Below are 26,468 nucleotides of genomic sequence, written 5' to 3' on the forward strand. Positions count from 1 at the left end.
GGGGATCATGCCACCGACGGTGACACGCGCCCTGCTGGAGTCCGTCTTCCCTCCCGGTGAGCTGGTCACCCTGGACGACCCGGCGATGTCCCTGATCACCCACGAGCCTTCGCGGGAGTTCCTGCGGGACATCGGCCTGCCCCTCCAGGAGAGCGGCGTGTTCGTGCTGGACCCGGACTTCCCGACGCACATGACGACCATCCACGACTGGCACCTGGGCGACGACGCCCCTCCGGGCGCCGCGGGCTTCCTGTACCTGGCCCAGCTGCACTACGACCACGTGGTCCTGGACGGGGCGTCCGGGCGGGTCTGGGCACTGCCCGAGGCGGAGCCGGAGGTGTTCCCCCTCCACGAGGACCTGCATTCGCTCGCGTACTTCCTCTGCGCCGCCGAACGCGAACGCCCGGCCTACGACCCCCAGTTCCCGGACGCCGTCGTGCGGGCGGCGCGTTGGGACCCGCGGGGGGCGGCGGACCGGCTCCTCGCAGAACTGCGTCCGCTGGAGCCCATGGCGTTCGGACACGAGAACAGCCCGTGGTCCCTGTTCCTCCAGGACGCCTCGAAGGGTTTCGACGGCGCGGCCGGCTAGGGCGGCGCCGGAGGACCAGGAGAAGGAGACGACAGGCAATGGACGGCCGCCCAGAGGTGACGGCAAGCGTGGTGGCCCGGTTCGGCGACGGCGGGGTGCGGCGGTTCGCGGGGGTGCCCGAGGTGGTGGTGCCCCTGCAGGTGGGTCCGTACTTCGCCACGTCGCCCGAGGAACCGGAGACCCTGGCCGCCTTCGCCGACGCATTGGAAGCGGAGGTGCCCGAGCGGGCGCGGGAGTACCTGCGCCTGGGCACCGACCGGGGGTACGAGATCTGCCTCGCCCCGGACGGCGCCGTGCGCGGGGTCCTCGTCGGCTACGACGAGCCCGAGCGGCATGTGAGCGGCACAGCGGAGGCGTTCGCCCGGAGCCTGGTGGCGCTGGACGAGGCCCTCACCGCGATCGCGGGCACCGACCGGCCCGAGGCGGCGTCACAGGCGTTCGCGGCGCTGGAGACGCGGCTGCGGGAGCTGGACGCGACGGCGTTCGCGGACCGCGAGGACTGGTGGCCGCAGGTGCTGGACGACATCCGGGACACCGCGGGCGCGGAGTGGTTCGCGGCGTTCGAGGTCGTCGACGCCGACGGGGAGGCGAAGATCCTGACCTCCTCGGGCGGGATCTGCGTGCACCCCGAGGAGCGGCTGTGGGCGAACCTTCGGGCCGCCGGGGTGGAACCGGAGCAGGTCAGGCGCATCCACACCGAACTGGAGTCGTGCTTCATGCCGGGGCACTACTGCTCGATGATGCTCGCGGACCTCTTCCCGGAGGCCGGGCTGACGCACAACTTCCCCTACGGGGAGACGGCCGAGTCCCGGGCCGCCGGCATCCGGAAGTTGCGCGAGGCGGCGGCACAGGAGGGCTGAGGAAGATGACGGGGGAACTGGGGACGGCGGACCGGCCCGCTCTCGGGGCCGGCCGGGGGCCCGCCGGGCGGCGGATCCTGGAGTGGGCGACGTCGGGCGCCAAGGCACCGCTGGCGGTGACCGGTTCCCCCGGGGCCGGCAAGAGCCATCTGCTGGCGTGGTTCGCGGCCGTCGCGCACCGGGACCCCGGCACCATGGTGCACGGGCTCGCCCCCGCCCACGGCCTGACCGCGGACGCCGTGTCCTGGGAACTGGGACGGCAGTTGGGGTACGGGCCGCTGTCCACGGAGGACCTGCTGGGGCGGATCCTGGCCGACCCGCGTCCGCTGACCCTCGGCTTCGCCGACCTGCACGGTGCCCGGCCGGGCTGCCGGGCGGCCCTCGTGGACCCCCTGCTGGACTTCGCGCACGTGCGCGTGCTGCTCGAAGCGGGGGACACCGGGAGCGTTCCGGACGGGGCCTTCGTGGTCGACCTGGACGACCCCGCGCTGACCGATCGCGCGGAGTTCGCCGCCTGGTACGCCGGGCTGGTCCCCGCCGGCGCCGCCTTCACCGCGGACCAGGTCTTCCCTCACCCGGCGACGGCCCGCCTGGCCGCCACGGTCCCCGGGCCGCCTGCCGAGGGAGCCGTACCGTCCGTGTGGTGGGCGCGGCTGCCCGAGACGGCTCGTCCCGCGCTGCACACGCTGGCCGCGCTGCGCGCGCCGGTCCCCCCGGACGTGTGGGAGTTGCTGCACGCGCACCTGACGGGCGACCCGGCGGCGCGGGAGGCCGTCGCCGCCGCCGTGGAGCGCCTGCCCGGGGGAGCCCGGTACGAGGTGCCGCCCGGCGGGCCCGTCGTCGCGGGACTGGACCAACGCATCGTCGACGTCCTCAAGTCCCGCGCCCTGACCAGCTCCTACGCCCGGGAGCACGTGCTCGGCCACGCCGTCGCCGCCGGTACGGCGGACCGGCTGCTGCGTGACGCGGGCTTCCTCGTCCACGGCTCCGCGACGGCCGTGACGGCGGCTCTCTCGGACCCGGACACCGCGACCGCGGCCCCCGAGGTACTGGTCCCCCTGTGGCGCCGCGCGGCGCCCGTGCTGACGAACACCGGCATGAGCGACCCCGAGCGCGCCGCCGTCCTGCACGCCGCCGCGCTCGCCGACGCGCCGCAGATGGCCGCGCTGCTGCGCCCCGTCGCCGAACGGCACACCTGGACCGCCGAGTGGTTCCGCCCCGGCGAGTCCTTCACCGCCCTCGGCCCCGGCACGGTCGAGGGGGAGCTGCTCGCGGCCGATCCCCTCGGCCGGCTGCACGCCCTCGACCCCGCCACGGGCGCGGACCTGCGCAGGGTGCCCTCCCCCGCCGAGGTACGGCCGCTGGCCCTGGCGGCTCTCGGCGACGGCATGCTGCTCCTCGACCGCGACCAGGTCCTGCACGCCTTCCCGCCCGGCACGGTCGCCTTCGGCGAGGCCGCCCACCGCCACAACCAGGACGGCCCCTCGGCCCTGGCCTCGGTGCCCGCCTCCGGTCTCCTGGCCGTCGGTGACACCGAGGGCCGCGTCCACCTGTGGCGCTCCCCCGCGTACGACCCCGAGCCCCTCAGCCGCCCCCTGCACCAGGCCCCCGTCTCCACGCTCGCCCACGTCCACTCGGCCCGGCACGACCTGTCGTTCTGCCTCAGCGGCGGGCTGGACGGCACCCTGCGCCTGTGGGCGACCTCGGGCGAACCGATGCCGGACCCCGTGGAGCGGCGCGACTGCGTCATCACCGCCCTGGCCGCCGCGGACACCCCCGCCCACGGCCCGGTCGCCGTCGCCGCCTGGGCCGACGGCCGCGCGAGCGTCTGGAACCTGCTCGACGCCCGCGTCCACCCCCTTCCGTTGCTGCACCGGGCCGACGGCATCGCCCTCACGCCCGACGGCGCCCTCACCGTCACCGGTCCCGGCGGGACGTACGGCCTCCGGCTCCACTTCGACCGGCTGTGGGCGTAGCGGTGGGGGAACCGTACGCGGGCTTCCTCGACCACATCCAGGCTCACCTGGGACCGGTCCAGGATGCGGAGGGCCCCACGGCGGGAGGCGGAAACCGTGGTTTCGGCCTGTTCCTCTGCCGATCGGGAGACGGAGATCCGGTCACCGCCGTGACGAACGGTCCGAGGTTCCGGAACCTCACCGCGATCATGCCGTTGGAGCAGGGGACCGATCTGCTCGACGTGACAAGGGCGGCGGCGGTTTGACGCACGAGGGGACGGTCCGGGCGTGGCTGCGGGAGCACGGCTGGTACCCCGGACGGGACGTGCGGGACCGGATCGGCGAGCATCTCGCCTTCCGGCCGCACGAGGCCGGACGCCAGGGGTTCCCGCTCACCGCGTTCGCCGCCGCCCTGGGATTCCTGGGCTCCTACGGGCTGTTGCGCCTTCCGTACCGGGCGGCACCCGAGATCGCTCTCGTCGTCCGCCCGGACGTCGGTTACGAGGGCGACTCCGAGGATTTCGCCGAGCTCGGCGGCATCCTGCGCCGGCCGGCGTTCCCCGTCGGGTACGAGACCTCGGAAGGCGGGATCGTGCTGGTGGACGACCTGGGCCGGGTGTTCCACCAGCACTCCACCGGGCCGTACTTCCTGGGCCGCGACGCCTACGAGGCCTTCGCCCGCCGCCTTTCCGGCAGCGCTCTGCCGGACGCGGAGGAGTTCTACGTCTGACGCGGCCCCCGTCACGCCGCAGCGCGCCCGTTCACGCCGGCCGCGACTGCGCCTGCCTGCGAAGGAATTCGGCGACGTCCTTGCGCCGGGAGTACGGCTGGAGGGTCTGGGCGGTGGAGGAGAGCATGCCCCGCACGCGCGGGGACTGGACGCGGCCCAGGAGGTCCAGGACGCGGATGCCGGCGTCCGTGGCCTCGTCGACCTGGCGGGCGGAGGCGAGGTTGTCGGCGAGCTCCGCGGTGTACAGCGCGGCGTTGCGCGTGAAGTGCGGCGCCTGCAGGCCGACCGCGCGCCGCGCGTGCTCGACGGCGCGGTGGTGGTCGCCGAGGGCGGACCAGGACTGGGCCTCCAGCCCGGCGAGTTCGGCCTCGCCGTAGAAGGTCATCCACTCCGGGTCCGCGGCGCGGGGGCCGCGGCCGAACAGGGTCTGGGCGCGGGCGAGGGCGCGTTCGCAGCCGGGGCGGTCGCCGAGGCCGGCCCAGCCGCCCGCCTCGCGGAGGGCGAGCAGGGAGAGCAGGCGGGGCGAGCCGAGGTGGCGGGCGGCCTGCTGGGCGGCCTGGGCGGCGCGGACGGCCTCGCGGGGGCGCCCGGCGTCACGGGCGAGGAAGGAGGCGTTGCAGAAGGCGTGCGCCTCCAGGGCGCGGTCGCCGGCCATGCGGGCGGTGGCGAGGGCCTCGCCGTAGAAGGAGCGGGCGTCGGCGAGGCGCCCGGAGTCGTGGGCCAGCCAGCCCACGGAGATGGCGAGTTCACCGGCGCCGCCCATCAGGTCCTCGGCGACGGCCTGGCTGTAGGTGCCCTCGTCGAGGAGGCGGTAGGCGGCCCCGAGGGAGTGGCCGGCCTGGCGGTAGAGCGCGCCGGCGCCGTGCCGGTCGTCGTGCAGGCGGATCTCGCGGACGGCCGCGCGGACGGCCCGGGCCTGCGGTCTGCCGACCTTGTGCACCGGCTCCGCCGCGGCGGCGGGCCCCAGCATCAGGGTCGTGGCGATGGCGGCCGGGCCGCCGGTCATGAACGCGCGACGCAGCACGTCGCTCTCCTCGTCGGTTTCGGTCTCGTACGGGGTCGGCCGGGGGCCCGGGGCCGCCGTGCCGCGCCGGCCGCGGACCAGCTCACGCGGCTCGAAGCCCATGTCGGCGAGGTCGCGGCCGGGGAACATGTGCCGGAAGACCCGCTCGTAGGCGTAGTTGGGGCAGCGGATCTCCCCGGACTCCACGCGGCCGATGTAGCGGGCGTCGCAGCTGACCTGCTCGCCGATGTCCCGCCCCGCGCGGCGCACGGCGGCGGCGAACTCACCGGGGGACCGGTCTCCGCGCAGGCGCCGGAAGGCTGTGTTGGGGGTGGAAGGTGACGAGTGCATCGCCGGGCTCCCGTTGGACGGTCGGTGCGGTGCCGGTTGGCGGCGCGACGACCGTACTCGCTGTGAGGGCCCGAGTACCGTGGGTTTGGCTACAAAAGGGATATCTCACCCTCCATTCGCCATGAAACGCCACCCCTGTCGGCGTCAAGGGGGCGTAGCCGTTGACGTCCGCGCGCGTTGGACACCGTGCAACCCACCGTCCGACCCCAAGGAGGATTCGCCTTGTTGGACGAACCATGGGATCTGGTCACCGTCCCGGCCCGGCAGGGACTGGAGGCCGTGGACATCCTGCGCATGCGGACCGGTCTCGGACCCGTGCTGCACGACAGCTCGGGTCACAGCCTCGGCTTCCTGGTGCCGCCGGGCACGGCCGACGGCTGGGACATGCCGGGCAGCGCCTGCACGCAGACCGAGGGTGGCGGCTTCACCGTCCCCGGCGAGCTGCGGGAGCCGCCGGTGGCGGGCACCGGCTGGCTGGTGCCCCCGCACGACGACAGCGCCGTGACGGACCCGGCGGTGCTGCGTGACGCGCTGGGCGAGGCCGCCCGGATGATCGAGCTGGCCGACCGGCTCTGAGCTCCGCGTCGCCCGCCGCCCATACTGGGGTGCATGGCACCGCGCAGGACGAGGACGACGAAGGCACCGGACGGCATACGCGAGCAGGTCGGCGGGGGTCTCGCCGAGCTCGTGCCGGACCGGGACCGTCCGCGCGGCTGGTCGCTGCTGATCGATGGGGCGCCGCAGTCGCACGTCGACCTCGGCGACCCGGAGTACCTGGACTTCTCCTACCAGCGCAGGCTCGGCCACGTCGTCGACCTCGCCGCGCCGTCCGGCCGCCCGCTGCGCGTGCTGCACCTGGGCGGCGGCGCGCTGACCCTGGCCCGCTACACCGCGGCGACCCGGCCGCGCTCGACGCAGCAGGTGGTGGAGCTGGACACCGCGCTGGTCGAGCTGGTGCGGCGGGAACTGCCGTGGGACCGCACCTGGCGCATCAAGGTGCGCGGCGGCGACGCCCGCGAGGGCCTGGCGAAGGTCCCGGAGGGCTGGGCGGACCTGGTCATCACGGACGTCTTCGGCGGGGCCCGTACGCCCGCCCACCTGACCAGTACGGAGTTCCTCGCGCAGGTGCGGCGCGCGCTGACGCCCGGCGGGCTCTACGCCGCCAATGTGGCGGACGGCGGACGGCTGGAGTTCCTGCGGGCGCAGATCGCGACGGTGCGGGCCTGCTTCCCGCACGCGTGCCTGGCGGCGGATCCCGCCGTCCTGCGGGGGCGGCGCTTCGGCAACGTCATCCTGGTGGCCGCGGACGGCGAACTGCCCGTGGCGGAGTTCACCCGGCGGGTGGCCTCGGACCCGCATCCGGGGCGGGTCGAGCACGGCGGGGAGCTGGACGCCTTCGCGGGCGGCGCGGCGCCGGTCACCGACGCCACGGCCGCGGCCTCGCCCGCTCCGCCGGAGTCGGTGTTCCGCTAGCCGCCCGTGTTCTGCGCCTTGTAGGTGTCGACGGTGGGCGGATGCCCGTTCCAGGTGCAGAAGAGCGACGAGGTCGTGGTGGCCGAGACGAAGTCGACGCGGATCCACTCCGGTTGCTTCCAGACCTTCATCTCCCAGCCGGAGTCGGGCGTCGCGGAGACCAGGGTCGCGGAGGTCTCGCCCAGGTCGAGCACGACCCGTCCGCCCTCGACCGTGTAGCCGTGCACGTTGCCGGTGTCGGCGGCGGAGGTCGTGGCGGGGGTGGCCGAACCGGGCGGCCTGGCCGGGGCGGTGGAGGGGGTGCGCGGCGTGGCGGGGGCGCTCCGGGCCGGACCGGTGGCCGTGGGCCCGGCCGCGCGCTGGGTGGCTCCGCCGTCCGGGGACTGCGTGGGGGCGGGGACCTTGTCGGAGACCGGCTCGGAGATCGGCAGGGCCCGGGGCGGGTCGTAGGCCGTGCCCGCCAGCACGTGGTGGACGCCGAACCACGACAGTGCGACGGCGGCGCTCGTGGCGAGCGTCCACGCTCCGGCGTGCGCCAGTCCTTTTCGCATCCGCCCATAGTGCCGGACGCACCCGCCCGACGGAGCCGGGGGTTGCGCTTCAGGTTCTGACGTGCTCGCGCCCACCCGGCATCCCCCTCATGGGCTAAGTTGCGGGCCATGGCAAGTGTGCTCGTGGTCGAGGACGACCAGTTCGTGCGCTCCGCCCTCATCCGGCACCTCACCGAGGCCGCGCACGCCGTACGGAGCGTGGGCACGGCCCTGGAGGCGCTCCGGGAGGTCGCGCAGGTCGGCTTCGACGTGGTGATCCTGGACCTCGGCCTGCCGGACCTGGACGGGGCCGAGGCGCTGAAGATGCTGCGCGGCATCACGGACGTGCCGGTGATCATCGCGACGGCGCGGGACGACGAGTCGGAGATCGTGCGGCTGCTCAACGCGGGCGCCGACGACTACCTCATCAAGCCGTTCTCGGTCGAGCACCTGTCGGCGCGCATGGCGGCGGTGCTGCGCCGCTCGCGGTCGGCGGAGGCGGACCGCGTGCTGCGGGTGGGCGGGCTGCAGATCGACGTCCTGCGCCGTCAGGCCGTCCTGGACGGGGCCCTGCTGGACCTGACCCGCCGTGAGTTCGACCTGCTGTCCTTCCTGGCGGCCCGGCCGGGCGTGGTGGTGGCACGGCGCGAGCTGCTGTCGGAGGTGTGGCAGCAGTCGTACGGCGACGACCAGACCATCGACGTCCATCTGTCGTGGCTGCGGCGCAAGCTGGGGGAGACGGCGGCCCGGCCGCGCTACCTGCACACGCTGCGCGGGGTGGGAGTGAAGCTGGAGCCACCGCGGTGAGGTGGGCGCTGGTCAAGGTCTGCGTCGCGGTCACGGCCATGGTCGTCGTCGCCTTCGCGGTGCCGCTGGCGCTCACCGTCAAGGAGATGGCCCGGGACCGGGCGATCGGCAACGCGGAGCGGCAGGCCGCGGCCATAGGGCCGGCGCTGGCGATCACCACCGACCGCACCCAGCTGGAGCGGGCGGTGGCCTCGACGCAGGCGGGCGCCGACGGCCGGATCGCGGTGCGGGTGCCGGCGACGGAGGGCACGGCGGGGGTGGAGATCGGCGACCCGCACGCGCCCGTCGCCGACTTGGACCGGGCCTCGGAACTGGGCCGGGCCTCCACCGTCCCGGTGGCCGGGGGCTACGCGCTGCTGCAGCCGACCGCGGTCGGTTCGGGCTCGGTGGCGGTGGTCGAGGTGTTCGTGCCGGACGGCGAGGTCAGCCGCGGGGTCACCGCCGCCTGGGCGGTGCTGGCGCTGGTCGGCGTGGGCCTGATCGTCGGCGCGGTGGCCGTGGCGGACCGGCTCGGCACGCGCCTGGTGCGTCCGGCCGAGCGCCTCGCGGAGGCCGCGCACGGCCTGGGGCGCGGGGACCTGACCGTACGCGTCCCGGAGGACGGCCCGGCCGAACTGCGCTCCGCCGCCGTCGCGTTCAACGCGATGGCGGACCAGGTGGTGCAACTGCTCGCCAACGAGCGGGAGCTGGCCGCCGACCTGTCGCACCGGCTGCGGACCCCGCTGACCGTGCTGCGGCTCAACGCGGCCTCGCTCGGCGACGGCCTCGCCGGGGAGCAGACCCGGCAGGCGGTGGCCCAGCTGGAGCGCGAGGTGGACCAGATCATCCGCACCGCACGGGCCCAGCAGGCGCAGAGCCAGCCGGTCGCGGTGGGCTGCGACGCGGCCGAGGTGATCCGGGAGCGGATGGCCTTCTGGTCGGCGCTCGCCGAGGACCAGGGCCGCGAGGTGAGCACCGCGGGCGTCGAACGCCCGGTGCGGGTACCGGTGGCGCGGGCCGATCTGGTGGCGTCGCTGGACGCCATGCTCGGCAACGTCTTCCGGCACACCCCCGAGGGCACGGCCTTCGCGGTGGACGTGCACAGCAGCCAGGAGGCGGTGATCGTGCTGGTCTCCGACGCGGGCCCGGGCATCAAGGACCCGGCGGCCGCGCTGCGGCGCGGTCAGGGCGCGGGCGGCGACGGTTCCACGGGCCTCGGGCTGGACATCGTACGGCGCCTCGCGGAATCCACCGGGGGCGACGTCCGGCTCGGCTCCTCGGTGCTGGGAGGCGCGGAGATCCGGGTGTGGATCGCGCTGCGGCCGCTCGCCGCGGGCGGGAAGCGGAACCACCGCGTGGTGCGCCGCAGGCGGCTGAAGCGGACGGCCGCGACCACGGGGCTCTGAACGATCGAGGCCGGGCGGCTCTCACCACCCGGCCGGTATTCGAGTCGTATTTCGCGACAGCCGGTCCGGGTCAGCCCCAGTAAATGTCGCAGGCCTCGTAATAGTAATAGTATGCGTCCTCCCCGGAATAGCAGTAGTCGTCGCTGACGTAGCCGCTGACGGCGCCGGCCCGCTGCTGGGAGGTCTGCGTCACCACGGAGCCGGCCTGCGCCGACGCCGGGGCGGCGAACGCCGTGGTGGGGATCAGGGCACCTCCCGCGGCCAGGGCGGCGGAAGCGGTGAGGATGACCAGACGTCGTGTGCGAGTCATCGGGATTCTCCTTGCGTGAGGAATTGCGGGGAGGGAAATACGGGAACGGTCCTGGCCGGAATTTCACTTCGGATTTCCGGCTCTGCGTCAACCCATGCCTCCATTAACCCCGGCCCGGCGCCCCGCGTCATGCCCCTGGATTTCGGGGCTTGACAAAGGCCGCCGGCCCCCCGGGCGCCGGGGACCGGCCGGCCGGCCGCGAGCAGCACCGCGCCGCCCGCAGAGGTCTGAACCTTTAACCGGCCCCGATGGCTCCCTTAAGCGCGCCATAAGAAGTCGAACGCCCGCACGACTCTGGGCATTTGTCCGAATCGGCATCGCTAGCGTGCCGCCTCATGAGGAACTCACATCGTCGTCGTCCCACCCGCAAGGTCGCCCTCCTCGGGGGCGTGACCGCGGGCGCGGTCGTCGCGGCCGGGGCCTTCGCGCTCGCGGGCTCGGCCCAGGCCGCCACCGTCGGTGCCGCGTACAGCAAGACCAGCGACTGGAGCACCGGGTACACGGGCCGGTACGAGATCGCCAATTCCTCGAACGCGACGCTGTCCGACTGGACGCTGAAGTTCGACCTGCCCGCGGGCACGAGCATCAGCTCGCTCTGGAACGCCACCTACACGGTGTCGGGGCAGCACGTGACGGTGCGCCCCGCGAGCTGGAACAAGGACATCGCCGCGGGGAAGACGGCCGAGGTCGGCTTCGTGACGAAGTCCGCCGCGAAGGCGGGCGACCCGGTCAACTGCCGGATCAACGACGTGAAGTGCTCCGTCGACGACGGCGTGACCGCCTCCCCCAGCGGGCGCCCCACCGCCGGCGCGAGCCCGACGGCGACCGTCACCCCCACCAGGACGCCGACCGCCACCCCCACGAAGACCTCCTCGCCCACGGCCACCGCGACCCCGACCGCGACCCCGAGCCCGACCTCGGGCACCGGCTCGCCGTCCTCCGCCGGCTTCGCGCCGTACGTCGACACCTCGCTCTACCCGGCCTTCGACCTGCTCGCCCACTCCCGGGCGACCGGCGTCAAGCAGTACAACCTGGCCTTCGTCACCGACGGCGGCGGCTGCACGCCCAAGTGGGGAGGGGTCAGCGACCTGGCGAACGACGGCGTCGCGGCCCAGATCGGCGACCTGCGCAGGGCGGGCGGTGACGTCCGGGTCTCCTTCGGCGGCGCGTCCGGCTCGGAGCTGGCGACGACCTGCTCCTCCGTCTCCGCGCTGACCGCGGCGTACGCCAAGGTCGTCGACACCTACAAGCTCACCAAGGTGGACTTCGACGTCGAGGGCGGCGCCATCGCCGACACGGCCGCCAACACCCGCCGGGCGCAGGCCATCTCGCAGCTCCAGGCGGGCCACAGCGGCCTGGAGGTCTCCTACACCCTGCCGGTGATGCCGACCGGCCTCACCCAGGACGGTGTCGGCCTGCTGGCGGACGCCAGGTCCCGCGGTGTGCGGATCACCGCGGTCAACATCATGGCGATGGACTACGGCGCCTCCTTCAGCGGCGACATGGGCGGCTACGCGATCGACGCCGCCACCGCCACCCAGGGACAGCTCAAGGGCGTGCTGGGGCTGTCGGAGGCCGCGGCCTGGAGGACCGTCGCGGTCACCCCGATGATCGGCGTGAACGACGTCACCACGGAGGTCTTCAGGGTCGACGACGCGACGCAGCTGGTGACCTTCGCCCGGTCCAAGGGCCTGGGCTGGCTGTCGATGTGGTCGGGCACACGGGACAAGCAGTGCCCCGGGGGTGCCAGGAACGTCGCCGACGCGACGTGCAGTTCGATCCTCCAGGAGGCGGGCGCCTTCTCCAAGGCCCTCGCGGCCTACGGCGGCTGAGGCCGCACGCGACCATCCCCCTCCCCCCACACGGGCGCCCCGGCCGGCAGTTCAGCACCCCGCCCCGGCCGGGGCGCTCCCGTGTGCGCCGGGCTCAGGAGCGGAGCAGACCGTCCAGCAGCGCGGACAGCCCGGCCTCGTACTGCGCGCGGCCGGACTGCTGGGCCGCGACGAGTTCGGGGGCCAGCCCCACGAGCGAGGGATAGCTGTCCGGCGGCAGGTCGGCGAGCCGGCTGCGGATCCTCTCGCGCAGCCCGGCCTCGGCCTCCTCGCACTCCGCGCGTTTGCGCCGCACCACCCACAGCGCGGCGCCGACCGTGTACTGCATCAGCGCCACCTGGGCGCGCGCGGCGGCGGGCGGGTCCAGTCCCGCCGTGATCAGCAGGCAGAGCATCCGGTCGATGACGGCGATGGCCTCGTCGCCGCGGAGCGGGCGGCTCGTCAGCAGTTGGAGCGCGGAGGGATGCTCACTGAAAAGCCGGTACACACCGACACAGAGTTCAATAAGCTGCTCGCGCGGCACGCCGGAGCCGGGGGGCATCTCGATCTCGGCGAGCAGCCGTTCGTTGACCGCGTCGATGATCTCGTCCTTGCCCTTGAAGTGGGAGTAGACGGCCATGGTCGCGACGCCGAGCTCCTGGGCGAGCGCGCGCATGGTGAAGGCCTCGGGCCCGTGGCGGTCGAGGAGCCCGACCGCGGCGTCGAGGATGCGGTCCGGGTTGAGGGTGTTGCGGGGGACGCGGCGCCGTGGGGAGCGGGCCGGCGGGGTGACAGTCATGAGGGATGCGTGTCCGGTCGGGGGGAATCGTGCGCGAGCGGTCGGAAGGTTGAGCGGTTTCCTTGATTCTCCCGCGTTCCCGGGCAACCCGGGGAGGAAGCGGGGCGTCTTTTCGCACGTCTTCCCGAGCACAGCTCCGTGAATCCAGGACGAATCGGTGGTGAAGGGAATAGTCGGGGGCGCTGCCCGGGTTGCCTAGCGTACGCCGTACGGTAGATCGAAGCGACTCTCACAGGGAGAGATGGGGGGAGAACGGCCGGATGACGATGAGCACCACCGCCCCACGGGCGTCCGCCTACCGGGGCGGGCTCCGCTGGTGGACCGAGCTGCCGCTGATCGCGGTGGTCTACGGCTTCTACACCGCGGGCCGCCTCCTCGTACGCGGCGACGTGGGCCGGGCAGTCGACCACGGCATCGCCATACTCCACCTGGAACGCGCGCTCAGCATCGACCCCGAGCGCTCGCTCAACTCCCTCTTCAGCCGCTACCGGTCGCTCGGTGTTCCCGCCGACTTCTGGTACGCCTCGCTCCACTACCTGGTCACCCCGCTGGTGCTGGTCTGGCTGTGGCGCCGGCGGCCGACCGTCTACCGCTTCGCGCGCACATGGCTGCTGATGTCCACCCTCGTCGGGCTGATCGGCTTCACGCTCATGCCCACCGCGCCGCCGCGGCTGCTGGCCGCCGGCCACGGCTTCGTCGACACCATGGCGCAGTACGGTTCGTACGGCTGGTGGGGCGCGGAGGCGAGCGCGCCGCGCGGGCTGGGCGGGATGACCAACCAGTACGCGGCCATGCCGAGCCTGCACGTCGGCTGGTCCCTGTGGTGCGGCATCATGCTCTGGCGCCACGGACGCACTCCCTTCGTCCGCGCGCTGGGCGTCCTCTACCCCCTCGGCACCACCCTCGTGGTCATGGGCACCGCCAACCACTACCTGCTGGACGCCCTCGCCGGGATCGCCGTGATGGGGATCGGCTTCCTGCTGGCGCGGCCCGCGCTGCGTGTGGTGGACCTCGTACGCGACGGGGCGCGCACCCGGTTCGCGACGCCGCGGCCCGCCTCCTCCACCGTCGTCGCGACCTCCCGCGACGTCGCCCCGGCGGACGTGGGGTTCCTGCCGGGAACCGCGGTCGAACCGCGGCGCTGACGCTCCGGCGGAGGCCGCGGACCCGCGGCCTCCGCATTGTGGCCCGCGTTGTCGGTGGGGGGTGCGAGACTTGCCCGGGTGAGCACTACGCACGATCTGCGAGAGCGGCTGGCCGCGTTGCGCGGTCCGACGACCGTGCCGCGCCCGATGGACGCGCGCGCCCTGGCGGCGCTCGCCGCGAACCCCGGGTGCCGCCGCCGGGCGCTGCTGGACGCCGCCGGGGTGGACAAGGCGGCGGTGGCGCGCGTCCTGGGCAACCCCGCGCCCTTCGGGCAGTCGCAGTTCGCGTTCGTACGGGGCCATGCCTTCGAGGCCCGGGTGAAGGCCGCTGGGTGCGCCGAGCTGCTGCGCCTGCTGGGCGCGCCCGAGACCGCGGACGCCGTGCTGCCCGATCTGTCCGCCCCGGGCCCCGAGGGCCGGGTGGCCCGTACCCGCCTCGCGCTCAAGGAGGCGACCGCGGCGGGCCGGTGGACGCTGCTCGACCACCCCCTGCTCGTGCTCGAGGTCGCCGACGCCCCGGTCTACCTCGAACCGGACGCCATCGCCGTGCGGCCGGACGGCTCGTGGACGGTGGTGGAGGTCAAGTCCTTCCCGATCCTGGACGGTTCCGCGGACGCCGTGAAGGTCGGCGCGGCGGCCCGCCAGGCCGCGGTGTACGTCCTGGCGCTGGAGCGGCTGGGGTTCGGCACGCCGGAGCACCGGGTGCTGCTGGTGTGCCCCAAGGACTTCTCCAACCTGCCCGCCGCCGAGTTCGTCGACGTGCGCAAGCAACTGGCCGTCACCCGGCGGCAGCTGGCCCGGCTGACCCGGATCGAGGAGATCGCCGCCGCCCTCCCCGAGGGCACGACCTTCGACCTGCGGCTCACCGACGACGGACGGACGGCGACCCGCCCCGCCGCGGAGCTCTCCGATGCGGTGGACCGGCTGCCCGCGGCGTACGCGCCCGAGTGCCTGGCCAGTTGCGAGCTGTCGTTCCACTGCCGCGACCAGGCCCGGGCCTGCGGCGCGGTGGAGGTCCTCGGCCGCGGCGTGCGCGGTGAACTGGGCGCCCTGACCGAAGTGGAGCAGGTGCTGGCGGCCGCGCTGGGCACCGAGGGCGATCCGGCGGATCCCGCGGTCGCCGCGCTGCGGCGGGCGCAGGCCCTGCGGGCGGAGGCGCTGGGATGTCGCTGATCTCGGTGCTGGCCCGCGCGGAGGCCATGGCGACCGGCCGGGCGACCCCGCTCGCGACGGTGCGCCACCGCCATCTGTCGGACCGGCCGCTGGTCCTCGTCCCGCTGACCACCGCGGGCGAGGTCGGCGCCCCGCTGGGCGCCCTGGTCGGCACGGACCGGGACGAGCCCCGGCTGCTGGCGGTGCCGCAGCCGCGCGACCGCGATCTGCGCTTCGCCTTCCTGGCCGAGCTGGCGCAGGTCGTGCTGCCCTACCTGGAGTCCTACGCGGACGACACGGAGACCGAGCCGGCGACCCGCAACCGGGAGGAGTCGGAGGTCTGCGCCGACGCACCCCAGATCGTGGTCGCGAACACCCCCGCGGTGGAGTACGTGCGCCTGCTCGGCCGCTCCACCCGCTTCCGCCGCACCGCCGAGGACGACCCCGACGAGCCGCACCCGGTCCCGGCCCGGGTGCCGCTGCTCGGCCGCTGGCTCACCCACTACGGGGAACGCGCCCGCACCCCCGGCTCCGCGCTGCTGCTGTCCGCCACCGAACTGCTCAGCCGGCACTGGGCGACCGGCCAGAGCAACCTCGAGGACCAGCACCTGGGCGCCCTGCTGGCTTGGATCGAAGCCACCGACGGCATGACGGGCATGGAGGCGGCCCGCCGCGCCGAGTCCCACCGCGGCCCGGACGGCCTGCTGACGTTCCCCCCGGCCGGCCCCGCGACGGACCCGGTCTTCGACAACACCGTGCTCGCCCCGGCCACCGCCCGCTACGACGCCGGGACCACCGGGGCCGGCGAGGACATCGCCCGCCTGCTGGCCGGCCAGATGCGCCCCACCTGGGACGCGGTGTGGCGGTCACTGGACCTGCTGCGCGAGCTGCCCGAGGGCGCCCGCGTCGCGGACCGCTGGAAACGCGACCGCTGGTCGTACACCTCCCACCGGGACCGCGTGCGCGCCGGGGAGCCGCCGCAGCCCCGCCGTGACGACGCCGTGTCGGCGGCGCAGAAGCTCGCCGGCCGGGAGACCGCCCAGGTGCGGCTGGAGGCCCAGGAAGCGCTGGACGACCCGCTGGTGATGGCCGGGCGGCGACTGGCCGGGGAGGCCTTCGCGGGCCGGGTGGACCGGGTGGAGATGGCGATGAGCGAGGGCAAGGTGCCCAAGCCGCGCCCACTGGTGACGGTCCTCACACAGGACCGGCCGCATCTGGACGAGGACGCGAAGCTGTACCGCGCGCTGCCGGACGGCCGTACGCAGCAGGCGCAGTTCGTGGAGTGGGCCGGACCCGGTGCGGTGCTCCTGCGGGTGGTGAACGGCATGGGCCGCGGCAAGGTCCCCGAGCCCGGCACGGTGCCGGAGGAAGGGGACGAGGTGTGCTGGACGTTGTTCGAGCACGCGCCGCGTGGCGGCGCCGGGCTGCCGGAGCCCGAGGACACCCCGTGGACGCACGGCGGGCCCCCGGGCACCGCGGCCGCGAGCGTGACCGCCGACACGACCGCGGGCACGACCGCGGCCGCCGTCGCCGAGAGCCCTGACCCCGCGACCACGGAGGACTATCTGTGAGCCCGGTGAGCGACGCCGCCCGGGCGGCCGGCACCGCGACCGAGCGGATCCTGCACGACACCCTGCACGGGACGCACCGCGGCGTCGTGGTGGACTCGCCGCCCGGCGCGGGCAAGTCCACGCTGGTCGTGCGCGCCGCCCGTGAGCTGGTCGCGGCGGGCGAGACCCTGATGGTGGTCGCCCAGACGAACGCCCAGGTGGACGACCTGGTGGACCGGCTGGCCAGCGCCGAACCCGGACTGCCGATCGGCCGGCTGCACGGCAGCGACTCGCCCCCGGACCCGGTGCTCGACCGCCACGAGGCCGTGCTCAAGTCGAGCAAGGCGGCCGACCTCGCCGGGGCCAACGTGGTGATCGCGACCGCCGCGAAGTGGGCCTTCGTGAAGGACACGGAGCCCTGGCGGCACGCCATCGTCGACGAGGCCTACCAGATGCGCTCGGACGCGCTGCTGCAGGTGGCGGGGTTGTTCGAGCGGGCGCTGTTCGTCGGCGACCCGGGTCAGCTGGATCCGTTCAGCGTGGTCGGCGCCGAGCAGTGGGCGGGGCTGAGCTACGACCCGTCGGCGAGCGCGGTGGTCACCCTGCTGGCCCACAACCCGGGGCTGCCGCAGCACCGGCTGCCGGTCTCCTGGCGGCTGCCGGCCTCCGCCGCGCCGCTGGTCTCCGACGCCTTCTACCCGTACACCCCGTTCCGCAGCGGCACCGACCACGGTGACCGGCGGCTCTTCTTCGGCGTGCCCGGTGACGGCTCGGGCCCGGACCGGGTGGTGGACGAGGCCGCGGCGTCCGGCTGGGGCCTGCTGGAGCTGCCCGCGCGGCGCACCCCGCGGACCGACCCCGAGGCGGTGCGCGCGGTCGCGCTGGTCGTCCGGCGGCTGCTGGACCGCGGCGGCGTGGCGGTCTCCGAGCGGGGCACCGCCCCGGTGGGCCCGGACCGGATCGCCGTGGGCACCGCCCACCGCGACCAGGCGGCGGCGGTCCGCGCGGCGCTGGCGGACCTGGGCGTGACCGGGGTCACCGTGGACACCGCCAACCGGCTGCAGGGCCGCGAGTTCGACGTCACCGTGGTGCTCCACCCGTTGTCGGGGCGTCCCGACGCCACCGCGTTCCACCTGGAGACGGGGCGGCTGTGCGTGCTGGCCTCGCGCCACCGGCACGCGTGCATCGTGGTGTGCCGCGCCGGGGTCTCGGAGCTGCTGGACGAGCACCCCTCGACGGAGCCGGTCCAGCTCGGGGTGACCGTGAAGTTCCCGGACGGCTGGGAGGCCAACCACGCCGTGCTCGCCCACCTGTCCGAGCACCGCGTGGCCTGGCGGCCGTAGCGCGCCGGCCGTCCGCCCGGGGCACTCTTGCGCGGGGCGGGACAATGGAAGGCGCTGACGATCCTGGAGGTACGTTCATGTCCGAGCCGCAGTCGGCTCACAGCGCGGCGGGCAAGCAGCCCGCCCCGCGCCTGAAACCCGCGCAGCTGCTGTTCGAGCCCGCCGCCCTGGCCGAGGACGAGGAGCACTTCTTCGACCTGGAGTCCATCGAGGACCCCCGGGAGCTGCTGGCCCGTTCCACGGAGCTCACGCTCGCCTTCCGCGCGGCCGCGGACCGGGCGACGGAGTTCCAGGCCATAGCAGCGGCCCAGCTCGCCGACCCCAAGCGTTTCGACCGGCTGACCCCCGCCGCCATCGGCGCGCAGGCGGGCTGGTCGGAGGACTACGCCAAGCGGATGATCGAGTTCGGCGAGGGCCTGATGCGGGGCGGGGACGCAGCGCTGTCCTGACGACGCACCTGGCATATGCGTTCGGGGCAAGGTACCCGACACATGGCGGGCGTGTCCGGCCTTCGGACGATGTCGCGTAGTGAAACGTTCACTCACGGTAGTTGTATGGGTCATGAGTGATTGGCAGTGGCACACATGGCCGGGGGGCGTGCCGGAGTCCGCCTCCCACCCATATCCGTACGCGCAGTACCCCACCCCCGACGGGGCCGACTGGCTGGCCTCCGCCAGCGCCTTCCCGCGCAGCGTGCGGGCGCTGTGGTCCGCACGGCCCACGGCGCCCAGCGTGCTGCCCTGCGGGACGGCCTTCGACGCGGTGAACCTGCCGGCCCTGTTCGGACGCCGGGTCCTGGAGCAGCTGTGGTCCTCGGGCCCCGGCTCAGGCCCGGCCGCCACGCTCCGCGGCAGGGTGCTGCTGCTCGCCGAGCCGGGCACCGCCGCACGCCTCCCCGGGCTGCTGACCTGGGAGGAGTGGGGGCTGACGGTGCCGCCCGTGCTCTGCCACGGCGAGGGGGACTCGGTGGCGCTGCCCCCGCCGTACGGCGACACCGGCCACGGGCGCTCCCGCTGGCTGGTCGCCCCCGACACCCGCCGCCCCTGGCTCCCCGGGGCCGACGTCCTGCTGTGGGCCTGCGTCCGGGCGACCCGCGCGGAAGCCGGTTGATTATCGATTTTCACCCGCCCGCAAGCGGATGCTAATCTCTACGACGTCAGCGAGCGCCGCTAGCTCAACTGGCAGAGCAGCTGACTCTTAATCAGCGGGTTCGGGGTTCGAGTCCCTGGCGGCGCACTCACGGCACAGCCGTTGACCTGGGCGCTCTCCCATCGGGAGGGCGCCTTTCGTCATGTCGGGGCCGTGGCCCTAGGGGCCGTCCCACAGGGGGCGCGAGGTGGTGATCCGCACGGTCCAGCCCTCGTCGTCCGGGTCCCGGCCGAGGACGTCGACGGTGAGGCCGCGGCCGCGGTCGGTGAAGCGCCCGCCGGAGGAGAACGGCGCGTCGTTGAGCGCGTTGAAGGTGGCGCTGCTGTACTCGCAGGCGGTGGTGCGCGGATGGGCGTCCTCGACGGTGACGGGTCCGTGGCCCGAGTCGACGTCGGTGCGCACCTGGTAGATCAGCACCCCTTCGCGGCAGGCCTCGCTGTCGTTGCCGCGGGCGGCGCGCGCCTCGATGACGTACGCGCGGGTCCGGCCGAGGGGGATGACGGCCACCTTGCGGCCGCCGGGCACCTCGACCGGCGTGAGGTGCACCGAGCGGGCGCCCGGGTCGCGGACGCAGACGACCTGCCAGTCGTCGAGCCAGCCCAGGCGCCACTTGTGCCAGGCGAAGAGGTCGCCCTGCAGCCCCCAGTCCAGGGACATGCCGTCCCACTGGCCCGCGAGGGTGTCGGTGTGCCCGAAGTCCTCGACGGAGTACAGGTCGGGCAGCCCGAAGGCATGGCCGTTCTCGTGGCTGAGCACCCGCGCGCCGGACTGGTCGTGGCCGTAGACCAGGGAGACCCGGTCCAGGCTCGTGCCGTCGTCGGTGGTGGCGGCCGAGGCGCCGGTCCAGGTCACCGAGAGGACGGCCTGTTCGGCGGGCGGCCCGGCGTTGGGCGTGACGAGGACGTTGACCAGGTCGTACCCGGAGAAGTCGATCTTCCGGTCGGCGACGCGCAGCAGGTCCCGCATCATGGCCGTGTGCGTGCGCCAGCCGTAGCCGCGCCCTATCCCGTACGACGTGAAGGGCTTCGGCATGCGGATGTAGCGCAGCACCGGCGTGGAGACGTAGCGCAGCTTCCCGTACGAGGCGCGGTAGAACCAGTGCCGCACGGCGGGGAAGAACTCGCGGTAGCGCTCGGCGGCGCTGTACGGGGCGGGCTTGTCCGGGAAGTCGACGAGCAGCGTGAGCGCCCGCACCTCGCCGGTGGCGCGGGCGAACTCGCGGCCGTCCGCGCCCCCGAACCCCTCGGACATCGTGACGCCCGCCGCGGCGCGCAGCGCGCAGGGACGGTCGGCCGGCGGGGCCGCGGCGGGTGCGCCCTCGGTGGCGGCGGTGCTGCCGGCCGCGAAGAGGAGCACCGATGCCAGGACCGCGAGCGCCCGGGGTCCGCGCATCGGCTCAGCCCTGGGTGACCTGGACGGTCCAGGACCCGTCGGAGTGGCGGTCCGCCACGTGGACGTGCGCCGAGCGGCCGAGGGCGTACGTCTCCCCGCTCCGCAGCGGCGCGTCGGCGAGCGGCGGGTACACCGAGGACTCCCAGCAGTCGCCGCTGCCCGGGTGGCCGTCGATGACGTCGACAGGGCCGTCACCTGACGACACGTCGGCCCGGACGCGGTACATCAGGACGCCCTGGCCGCAGGTCAGGCGGTCGTTTCCGAGGGCGGCGCGGGCCTCGATGGCGACGGCACCGTCCACGCCGGCGGGCAGCACCAGCAGCTTGGTGCCGCCGCGCTGCTCGACGGGGCTCAGGCGGAAGGTGTGGGTGCCGCCCTCGGTGACGCAGCGGACCTGCGAGCGCCCGAGCCAGCCCAGCTTCCACTTGTGCCAGGCGAAGAAGTCCGGGGCCAGCCCGAACTGACTGCCCATGAGGTCCCAGTCGCCGACGTGGGTGTCCCAGTCGGCGTTGCTGCCCAGGGGCGGCCGGTAGTAGAGGTCGGGCAGGTCGAAGGCGTGCCCGGTCTCGTGGGCGAGCACGTTGACGTCCGGCGGGTGGCCCTCGAAGACGGTGACGAAGCGGTGCAGGTCCGTACCGTCTACACGGACCGGTCTGCCCAGGTTGACCACCTTGGTGGCGTCCGGGTCGACACCGGGCGCGTCGGGGTCGGCCACCAGGTAGACGATCCCGTACCGGGAGAAGTCCACCTCCCCGTCGGCCGCCACCACGGCGTCCCGCAGGTAGCGGGCGCGCAGGTCGGGGCTCCAGTCCCGGCCGATGCCGTACGCGGTGGACGCCGCGGGCATGCGCAGCCAGTGCGGCAGGATGCGCGGCCGCAGCCGGAAGGTGCCGTACGAGGCCCGGGCGAAGAAGTCGGTGGTGGCCGGGAAGTGATCGGCCGCCAGTTCGCCGGGACTGATGGTGGGGACGGCGTCGGGGAACGCCAGGAACACCATCAGGGCGTCAACGTCGCCACGGGCCCGCGGGTAGGCGGCGTTCCAGGCGCTGACGCCCTCGGAGTGGTGCGCCCGGGTCCGCGGCAGGGCGCACAGCGAGGAGTCGGAGCCCCCGGCCGCGGGGCCGGTGACCAGCGTCCACGCGACGACGGCCGCGAAGACGCTGACGGCGGCGATGGCCGCCCGGAGCCCATCGGGGGCATGCCCGCGGACGCTCCGGCGGAAGCGCCGATGCGCACGTATGGGTAGCCCTGACAGCGGCACGTGGACCTCCCGTACGGGGTCGGGACACCCACATCACGCTGCTACGGTTTGCTACGTTTTGCCCTGTTGTGCTGCGCCGCTCGTGTTACCGTCCGATCACTACAGTGCGTAATGAGTGACGAAAAGCGATCAATGGAATTCAGTGGCCAATCACAAATGATCAAGATCGCATCCCACGTGCCGAGAATCACCACGACGGCGGTGGCCGCGGCAATTCCCCAACGTCTATGATCGGCACATTTCCAGGCCGAACGCCGCCTCTTGGCGGTCATTCGATTCCTCCACGACCACGTGTGCGAGACGACACCTATGCGGGAGCCAGCGGTGGGCGGACCCTCGGGAAGCCCGGACCTCGAGCCCGAGGCGGCGGCCACGACGGTCACTCAACGTCACGCTTCGGCCCCGGAAAGGTCAGCCTCGGAACGACCGGCCCCGGAACGTCCGGCCTCGGAGGTGCGCGACTACCGCGCCGCCTTCAACGTCGCCCGGCTGCCGATGGCACTGGTCGGTTCCGACGGCCGGGTGCGCGAGGCCAATCCGGCGCTCGGCACGCTGCTCGGCGCGGACCCGGTGCTGCTCACCGCCCGCACCGCGGCGGAGCTGATCGGCCTCACCGGCGCCGGCGGCGAGGTCCCCCCGCTCGGGGAGAGCCCGGAGTACGCCGAGTACGAGGACGTGCTGACCGGCCGGCGCGGGCAGTTGCGCCGCACCGGACCCGTCCGCGGACCGGACGGGAGCACGGTGTGGGCCGAGGTCGTCGTGGTGCCCGTGCCCGGCGGCGTCCTGGTGTCCGTCGAGGACCTGGGCGAGACCCGCGAACTGCGCGAGCAGCTCCGGCACTTGCGGATGCACGACCCGGTCACCCGGCTCCCCAACCGGCAGTTGTTCTTCGAGCGCCTCGCCACCGCGCTGGAGGGCGCCGACAGCCGCACCGGCCGGATCGGCCTGTGCTACCTCGACCTCGACGGCTTCAAGGCCATCAACGACACCCTCGGCCACCGGGTCGGCGACCGGCTGCTCAAGGCCGTCGCAGGCCGGCTGTCGGAGTGCGCGGCCCGCCTCGGGCGCAGCGGGACGCTCGTCGCCCGGCTGGGCGGCGACGAGTTCGCCGTCCTCGTCGAGGACTCCACCGGCACCGGGCAGGCCACCGGGCTCGCCGAATCCGTACTGACCGCGCTGCAGCTGCCGTTCGACCTCGCCGGGCAGCGGCTGGCGGTCTCGGCGAGCATCGGCGTCGTCGAGCGCGAGGCCGCCGGGGCCACCGCCACCGGCATCATGCAGGCCGCCGACACCACGCTGTACTGGGCCAAGGCCGACGGCAAGGCCCGCTGGACGCTCTTCGACCCCGAGCGCAACGCCCACCGGATGACCAAGCAGGCGCTGTCCAGCACCCTGCGGCAGGCCGTGGAGCGCGGGGAGTTCACGCTGGAGTACCAGCCCCTGGTGGAGCTCGGCAGCGGCAGCCTGCGCGGGGTGGAGGCCCTGGTGCGCTGGCAGCACCCGCACTTCGGGCTGCTCGGGCCGAACCGGTTCATCCCGCTGGCGGAGGAGAACGGCTCCATCGTCCAGCTCGGCCGCTGGGTGCTCGCCGAATCGTGCCGCCAGGCCCGGCAGTGGCAGAAGGACTGGCCCGACGACCCGATCTTCGTCAGCGTCAACGTCGCCGTGCGCCAGGTCTGGGACTCCGACCTGGTCGCCGACGTCGCGGAGATCCTCGACGACACCGGGCTGCCGGCCGGGCTGCTGCAACTGGAGCTCACCGAGTCGGCGGTGATGGGCTCGGCCGGACGGCCCCTGCAGGCGCTGCACGCCCTGCAGGAGATGGGCGTGCGCATCGCCATCGACGACTTCGGCACCGGCTACTCCAACCTCGCCTACCTCAGCCGGCTGCCGGTCTCCACGCTCAAGCTCGACGGCAGCTTCGTGCACGGCTTCCGCGACGGCCTGCACCCCAACCCGGCCGACGAGACGATCGTCGAGGCGCTGGTGCAGCTCGCCCACCGGCTCGGCCTGACGGTCACCGCCGAGTGCGTGGAGAACGCCGAGCAGGCGGAGCGGCTGCGCCGGATCGGCTGCGACACCGGGCAGGGCTGGCTGTACTCGCGGCCCGTGCCACCCGAGGGGATCGCCGCGCTGCGCGGCTTCGGGCCGGCCCGCGCCCCCGGCGCCGGCCCCGGGGAATAGCCGGAGCCGGTCCCCGGTTGCTCGTTGCCGTAGACGAGGAACCGGCCGCAGGAGGCGACGCAGGAACGTGGACACGAACGACCCGGTACGAGGCACCACCCTCGGCAGCGCACCCGTCCCGCTCTCCGTCCTCGACCTGGCGGGCGTCGGCAGCGGACTGACCGCGAGGGACGCCCTCGCCGCCGGAGTCGCGCTGGCCCGGCTCGCCGAGGCCCGCGGCTACCACCGCTACTGGGTCGCCGAGCACCACTCGATGCCCGGGGTCGCCTCCTCCTCCCCCGCCGTGATCCTCGCCCACCTCGCCGCCCACACCGAGCGCATACGCCTCGGCTCCGGCGGCGTCATGCTGCCCAACCACGCGCCGCTGGTCATCGCCGAGCAGTTCGGCACCCTGGAGGCCCTGGCGCCGGGCCGGATCGACCTCGGCCTCGGCCGCGCCCCGGGCACGGACGGTGCCACCGCCGCCGCGCTGCGCCGCACCGACCGGCTGAACGAGGGCGCCGACGAGTTCCCGCAGCAGTTGTCCGAACTCATCCGCTTCCTGGACGACGACTTCCCCGACGGCCACCCCTACGCCCGTATCCACGCCATCCCCGGTCCCGTGCAGGGCACCGTTCCGGGCGGCGTGCAGTCCGCCGCGCGGCCGTCGATCTGGCTGCTCGGCTCCAGCACCTTCAGCGCCCGGCTGGCCGCGGTCCTCGGCCTGCCCTTCGCCTTCGCCCACCACTTCTCCGCGGCCAACACCGAACCGGCGCTGGAGCTGTACCGCAGGTCCTTCCGGCCCTCGGAGGTGCTGGACGAGCCGTACGCGCTGATCGGCGTCGCGGCGCTGGCGGCGGACGAGGAGAAGGACGCCCGCCGGCAGGTGCTCAGCGGCGCGCTGGCCATGCTGCGGCTGCGCATGGGACGCCCCGGCCTGGTGCCCACCCCGGAGGAGGCGGAGGCGTACGAGTTCAGCCCGGCCGAGCGGGACTTCGTGGACGCCTGGCTCGGCAACGTGGTGCACGGCACGCCGGACGCGGTCCGGAACGGCCTGGACGCGCTCGTGCGCCGCACGGGGGCGCAGGAGCTGATGATCACGGCCAACGCCCACACCCCCGCCGCGCGGCTGCGCTCCCATGAGCTCATCGCCGACGCGTACGGCCTGCCCGGCGGCGCCTGACCCTGCGGGGTCCGGGCCCTAGACGTCCACCGCCACGTACTTCATCTCCAGGTACTCGTCGATCCCCACGGCGCCGCCCTCGCGGCCGGTCCCGGACTGCTTGACGCCGCCGAAGGGGGCCGCGGGGGTGGAGACGACGCCCTTGTTCAGGCCGAGCATGCCCGTCTCCAGTTCCTCGGCGTAGCGGATGCCGCGCCGCAGGCTCTCCGTGAAGACGTAGCCGACCAGGCCGAACACGGTGTCGTTGGCCAGCCGGATCGCCTCGTCGTCGTCCTCGAAGGTGACGACCGGCGCGACCGGCCCGAAGATCTCCTCCCGGAGCATCGCCGCGTCCGGCGGCACGTCGGCCAGCACGGTGGGCGGGTAGAAGTACCCGGGACGGTTCGAGAGCGGGGCGCCGCCGGTGACCGCGCGGGCCCCGGCCGAGACGGCGTCCTGCACCAGGCGGTCCACCTTGTCCAGGCCCGCGCCGTCGATGAGCGGGCCGACCTGGGTGCCGGGCTCGGTTCCGCGGCCGACGACCATGGAACCCAGCTTCTCGGCGAGGTGCCCGGTGAAGGCCTCGGCCAGGTCGCGGTGGACGTAGATCCGGTTGGCCGCCGTGCAGGCCTCCCCGATGTTGCGCATCTTGGCGACGGCCGCGCCCTCCACGGCCTTCTCCAGGTCCGCGTCCCGGCAGACGATGAGGGGGGCGTTGCCGCCCAGCTCCATGGAGGTCCGCAGCACCTGCCGCGCGCTGAGCTCGATGAGCTTCTGCCCGACGCCCGTGGAACCGGTGAACGAGAGCTTGCGCAGCCGCGGGTCCTCCGTCAGGGGGCCGCTGATCTCCGCGGGGTGCGAGGTGGTGAGGACGTTGAGCACGCCGTCCGGCAACCCGGCCTGGCCGAGGATCTCGGCGAGGGCGAGCATGGACAGCGGCGTCTGGTGGGCCGGCTTGACGATCATGGTGCAGCCGGCGGCGACGGCGGGACCGATCTTGCGGGTGCCCATCGCCATGGGGAAGTTCCACGGGGTGATCAGCAGCGCCGGGCCCACGGGCTGGCGCATCACCCAGATCCGGCCGTTGCCGTCGGGCGCGGTGCGCCAGCCGCCCTCGATGCGCACCGCCTCCTCGGAGAACCAGCGGAAGAACTCGGCGGCGTAGAGGATCTCGCTGCGGGACTCGGCGACCGGCTTGCCCATCTCCAGGGTCATCAGGAGGGCGAGTTCCTGCTGCCGCTCCACGATGAGCTCGAAGGCCCGGCGCAGGATCTCCCCGCGCTCACGCGGCGCCGTGGCCGCCCATCCCTCCTGCGCGGCGGCCGCGGCGTCCATCGCGGCCTTGGCGTCCTCGGCCCCGGCGTCCGGTACGGCGCACAGCGGTCGCGCGGTGGACGGGTCCTCCACCTCGTACTCGCGCCCGTCGCTCGCCGGCCGCCAGCGGCCGCCGACGAGCAGTGCCTTCGGCACCCGCTCCACGACCAGCTGCTCGCGCTTGCCGTTCCCTTCGGTGCTGTCGCTCATGGCAGCTCCCTGCCTCCCGCGGAC

General features: G+C 74.1%; 24 protein-coding genes and 1 tRNA gene. 18 read left to right on the forward strand and 7 right to left on the reverse strand.

Features of this window, described 5'->3' with window-relative positions:
* The first annotated feature begins 7 nt into the window (after positions 1-7).
* From ACFV3E_RS15815 to ACFV3E_RS15830, 4 genes are all read left to right on the forward strand, one after another.
* The gene (locus ACFV3E_RS15815) at positions 8-589 is read left to right on the forward strand and encodes an SUKH-4 family immunity protein (RefSeq protein WP_500535195.1); all 582 of its coding nucleotides are present in this window, start codon (positions 8-10) and stop codon (positions 587-589) included.
* A 38-nt stretch (positions 590-627) separates the two neighbouring features.
* Complete coding sequence (locus ACFV3E_RS15820; RefSeq protein WP_500535196.1) at positions 628-1,449, forward strand: nucleic acid/nucleotide deaminase domain-containing protein; 822 nt, start codon at positions 628-630, stop codon at positions 1,447-1,449.
* 5 nt (positions 1,450-1,454) lie between these two features.
* Positions 1,455-3,425, forward strand: coding sequence for a hypothetical protein (locus ACFV3E_RS15825; protein ID WP_500535197.1), 1,971 nt, complete (start codon positions 1,455-1,457; stop codon positions 3,423-3,425).
* Between the two features lie 241 nt (positions 3,426-3,666).
* Positions 3,667-4,134, forward strand: a complete 468-nt coding sequence (locus tag ACFV3E_RS15830) for an SUKH-3 domain-containing protein (RefSeq protein ID WP_500535198.1) — start codon at positions 3,667-3,669, stop codon at positions 4,132-4,134.
* Between the two features lie 31 nt (positions 4,135-4,165).
* Here the strand turns inward: ACFV3E_RS15830 and ACFV3E_RS15835 are convergent, their stop codons facing one another.
* Positions 4,166-5,488: an NsdA family TPR-like regulatory protein gene (locus tag ACFV3E_RS15835; RefSeq protein WP_500535199.1), complete on the reverse strand. Its 1,323-nt coding sequence runs from the start codon at positions 5,486-5,488 to the stop codon at positions 4,166-4,168.
* Between the two features lie 177 nt (positions 5,489-5,665).
* Between ACFV3E_RS15835 and ACFV3E_RS15840 the strand changes: the two genes are divergently transcribed.
* Together ACFV3E_RS15840 and ACFV3E_RS15845 are read left to right on the forward strand one after the other, a co-directional pair.
* A complete protein-coding gene (locus ACFV3E_RS15840; protein ID WP_499512023.1) occupies positions 5,666-6,064 on the forward strand; it encodes a hypothetical protein in 399 nt (132 codons plus the stop codon).
* Between the two features lie 33 nt (positions 6,065-6,097).
* A complete protein-coding gene (locus tag ACFV3E_RS15845) occupies positions 6,098-6,961 on the forward strand; it encodes a spermidine synthase (RefSeq protein WP_500535200.1) in 864 nt (287 codons plus the stop codon).
* On the opposite strand, the gene ACFV3E_RS15850 is transcribed toward ACFV3E_RS15845, so the two are convergent.
* A complete protein-coding gene (locus ACFV3E_RS15850) occupies positions 6,958-7,512 on the reverse strand; it encodes a hypothetical protein (RefSeq protein ID WP_500535201.1) in 555 nt (184 codons plus the stop codon). The two genes, ACFV3E_RS15845 and ACFV3E_RS15850, sit on opposite strands and share 4 nt — an antisense overlap.
* 108 nt (positions 7,513-7,620) lie before the next feature.
* On the opposite strand from ACFV3E_RS15850, the gene ACFV3E_RS15855 reads away from it, so the two are divergent.
* Entirely contained in the window at positions 7,621-8,298 is a 678-nt protein-coding gene (locus tag ACFV3E_RS15855; RefSeq protein ID WP_500369305.1) for a response regulator transcription factor, read from the forward strand.
* Positions 8,295-9,683, forward strand: a complete 1,389-nt coding sequence (locus tag ACFV3E_RS15860; protein ID WP_500535202.1) for a HAMP domain-containing sensor histidine kinase — start codon at positions 8,295-8,297, stop codon at positions 9,681-9,683. The genes ACFV3E_RS15855 and ACFV3E_RS15860 overlap by 4 nt, the downstream gene beginning before the upstream one ends.
* 70 nt (positions 9,684-9,753) lie before the next feature.
* On the opposite strand, the gene ACFV3E_RS15865 is transcribed toward ACFV3E_RS15860, so the two are convergent.
* Positions 9,754-9,993: a hypothetical protein gene (locus ACFV3E_RS15865; RefSeq protein WP_500535203.1), complete on the reverse strand. Its 240-nt coding sequence runs from the start codon at positions 9,991-9,993 to the stop codon at positions 9,754-9,756.
* 335 nt (positions 9,994-10,328) lie between these two features.
* On the opposite strand from ACFV3E_RS15865, the gene ACFV3E_RS15870 reads away from it, so the two are divergent.
* Positions 10,329-11,825 (forward strand): cellulose binding domain-containing protein, encoded by a 1,497-nt coding sequence (locus ACFV3E_RS15870; protein WP_500535204.1) that lies wholly within the window; start codon positions 10,329-10,331, stop codon positions 11,823-11,825.
* A 94-nt stretch (positions 11,826-11,919) separates the two neighbouring features.
* Here the strand turns inward: ACFV3E_RS15870 and ACFV3E_RS15875 are convergent, their stop codons facing one another.
* Entirely contained in the window at positions 11,920-12,603 is a 684-nt protein-coding gene (locus tag ACFV3E_RS15875) for a TetR/AcrR family transcriptional regulator (RefSeq protein WP_500369298.1), read from the reverse strand.
* Positions 12,604-12,863: 260 nt separating this feature from the next.
* On the opposite strand from ACFV3E_RS15875, the gene ACFV3E_RS15880 reads away from it, so the two are divergent.
* The 7 genes from ACFV3E_RS15880 (at position 12,864) to ACFV3E_RS15910 (ending at position 19,029) form a co-directional block, all read left to right on the forward strand.
* On the forward strand, positions 12,864-13,748 hold the full coding sequence (locus ACFV3E_RS15880; protein WP_500535205.1) for a phosphatase PAP2 family protein: 885 nt from the start codon (positions 12,864-12,866) through the stop codon (positions 13,746-13,748).
* 78 nt (positions 13,749-13,826) lie between these two features.
* Entirely contained in the window at positions 13,827-14,921 is a 1,095-nt protein-coding gene (locus ACFV3E_RS15885; protein ID WP_500535206.1) for a hypothetical protein, read from the forward strand.
* Positions 14,912-16,471, forward strand: a complete 1,560-nt coding sequence (locus ACFV3E_RS15890) for a hypothetical protein (protein WP_500535207.1) — start codon at positions 14,912-14,914, stop codon at positions 16,469-16,471. The genes ACFV3E_RS15885 and ACFV3E_RS15890 overlap by 10 nt, the downstream gene beginning before the upstream one ends.
* Positions 16,468-17,793 carry an AAA domain-containing protein gene (locus ACFV3E_RS15895; protein ID WP_500535208.1) on the forward strand — a complete coding sequence of 442 codons (1,326 nt, stop codon included), beginning with the start codon at positions 16,468-16,470 and terminating at the stop codon, positions 17,791-17,793. The genes ACFV3E_RS15890 and ACFV3E_RS15895 overlap by 4 nt, the downstream gene beginning before the upstream one ends.
* Positions 17,794-17,870: 77 nt before the next feature.
* Entirely contained in the window at positions 17,871-18,242 is a 372-nt protein-coding gene (locus tag ACFV3E_RS15900) for a DUF8844 domain-containing protein (RefSeq protein WP_499512035.1), read from the forward strand.
* A 112-nt stretch (positions 18,243-18,354) separates the two neighbouring features.
* Positions 18,355-18,903, forward strand: a complete 549-nt coding sequence (locus ACFV3E_RS15905) for a bifunctional DNA primase/polymerase (protein ID WP_500535209.1) — start codon at positions 18,355-18,357, stop codon at positions 18,901-18,903.
* A gap of 53 nt (positions 18,904-18,956) precedes the next feature.
* Positions 18,957-19,029 (forward strand) — tRNA-Lys (locus ACFV3E_RS15910).
* Between the two features lie 72 nt (positions 19,030-19,101).
* Here ACFV3E_RS15910 and ACFV3E_RS15915 read toward each other — a convergent pair.
* Entirely contained in the window at positions 19,102-20,334 is a 1,233-nt protein-coding gene (locus tag ACFV3E_RS15915) for a M6 family metalloprotease domain-containing protein (protein WP_500535210.1), read from the reverse strand.
* Between the two features lie 4 nt (positions 20,335-20,338).
* On the reverse strand, positions 20,339-21,589 hold the full coding sequence (locus ACFV3E_RS15920; RefSeq protein WP_500535305.1) for a M6 family metalloprotease domain-containing protein: 1,251 nt from the start codon (positions 21,587-21,589) through the stop codon (positions 20,339-20,341).
* A 315-nt stretch (positions 21,590-21,904) separates the two neighbouring features.
* Between ACFV3E_RS15920 and ACFV3E_RS15925 the strand changes: the two genes are divergently transcribed.
* Complete coding sequence (locus ACFV3E_RS15925) at positions 21,905-23,779, forward strand: putative bifunctional diguanylate cyclase/phosphodiesterase (RefSeq protein WP_500535211.1); 1,875 nt, start codon at positions 21,905-21,907, stop codon at positions 23,777-23,779.
* A 67-nt stretch (positions 23,780-23,846) separates the two neighbouring features.
* Entirely contained in the window at positions 23,847-24,941 is a 1,095-nt protein-coding gene (locus ACFV3E_RS15930) for an LLM class flavin-dependent oxidoreductase (RefSeq protein ID WP_500535212.1), read from the forward strand.
* Between the two features lie 18 nt (positions 24,942-24,959).
* On the opposite strand, the gene ACFV3E_RS15935 is transcribed toward ACFV3E_RS15930, so the two are convergent.
* Complete coding sequence (locus ACFV3E_RS15935; protein WP_500535213.1) at positions 24,960-26,444, reverse strand: NAD-dependent succinate-semialdehyde dehydrogenase; 1,485 nt, start codon at positions 26,442-26,444, stop codon at positions 24,960-24,962.
* Positions 26,445-26,468: the final 24 nt, after the last annotated feature.

The sequence above is a fragment of the Streptomyces sp. NPDC059718 genome (assembly GCF_042733315.1).
In the GTDB taxonomy this organism is placed as follows: domain Bacteria; phylum Actinomycetota; class Actinomycetes; order Streptomycetales; family Streptomycetaceae; genus Actinacidiphila.

Excerpts from the sequence above, each read along its gene's own strand:
- ACFV3E_RS15850 (WP_500535201.1), bottom strand. The coding sequence starts at position 7,512 with ATGCGAAAAGGACTGGCGCACGCCGGAGCGTGGACGCTCGCCACGAGC.
- ACFV3E_RS15915 (WP_500535210.1), bottom strand. The coding sequence starts at position 20,334 with ATGCGCGGACCCCGGGCGCTCGCGGTCCTGGCATCGGTGCTCCTCTTC.
- ACFV3E_RS15855 (WP_500369305.1), top strand. The coding sequence starts at position 7,621 with ATGGCAAGTGTGCTCGTGGTCGAGGACGACCAGTTCGTGCGCTCCGCC.
- ACFV3E_RS15825 (WP_500535197.1), top strand. The coding sequence starts at position 1,455 with ATGACGGGGGAACTGGGGACGGCGGACCGGCCCGCTCTCGGGGCCGGC.
- ACFV3E_RS15890 (WP_500535207.1), top strand. The coding sequence starts at position 14,912 with ATGTCGCTGATCTCGGTGCTGGCCCGCGCGGAGGCCATGGCGACCGGC.
- ACFV3E_RS15925 (WP_500535211.1), top strand. The coding sequence starts at position 21,905 with ATGCGGGAGCCAGCGGTGGGCGGACCCTCGGGAAGCCCGGACCTCGAG.
- ACFV3E_RS15820 (WP_500535196.1), top strand. The coding sequence starts at position 628 with ATGGACGGCCGCCCAGAGGTGACGGCAAGCGTGGTGGCCCGGTTCGGC.
- ACFV3E_RS15905 (WP_500535209.1), top strand. The coding sequence starts at position 18,355 with ATGAGTGATTGGCAGTGGCACACATGGCCGGGGGGCGTGCCGGAGTCC.
- ACFV3E_RS15835 (WP_500535199.1), bottom strand. The coding sequence starts at position 5,488 with ATGCACTCGTCACCTTCCACCCCCAACACAGCCTTCCGGCGCCTGCGC.
- ACFV3E_RS15880 (WP_500535205.1), top strand. The coding sequence starts at position 12,864 with ATGACGATGAGCACCACCGCCCCACGGGCGTCCGCCTACCGGGGCGGG.
- ACFV3E_RS15845 (WP_500535200.1), top strand. The coding sequence starts at position 6,098 with ATGGCACCGCGCAGGACGAGGACGACGAAGGCACCGGACGGCATACGC.
- ACFV3E_RS15865 (WP_500535203.1), bottom strand. The coding sequence starts at position 9,993 with ATGACTCGCACACGACGTCTGGTCATCCTCACCGCTTCCGCCGCCCTG.
- ACFV3E_RS15935 (WP_500535213.1), bottom strand. The coding sequence starts at position 26,444 with ATGAGCGACAGCACCGAAGGGAACGGCAAGCGCGAGCAGCTGGTCGTG.
- ACFV3E_RS15875 (WP_500369298.1), bottom strand. The coding sequence starts at position 12,603 with ATGACTGTCACCCCGCCGGCCCGCTCCCCACGGCGCCGCGTCCCCCGC.
- ACFV3E_RS15815 (WP_500535195.1), top strand. The coding sequence starts at position 8 with ATGCCACCGACGGTGACACGCGCCCTGCTGGAGTCCGTCTTCCCTCCC.
- ACFV3E_RS15870 (WP_500535204.1), top strand. The coding sequence starts at position 10,329 with ATGAGGAACTCACATCGTCGTCGTCCCACCCGCAAGGTCGCCCTCCTC.
- ACFV3E_RS15900 (WP_499512035.1), top strand. The coding sequence starts at position 17,871 with ATGTCCGAGCCGCAGTCGGCTCACAGCGCGGCGGGCAAGCAGCCCGCC.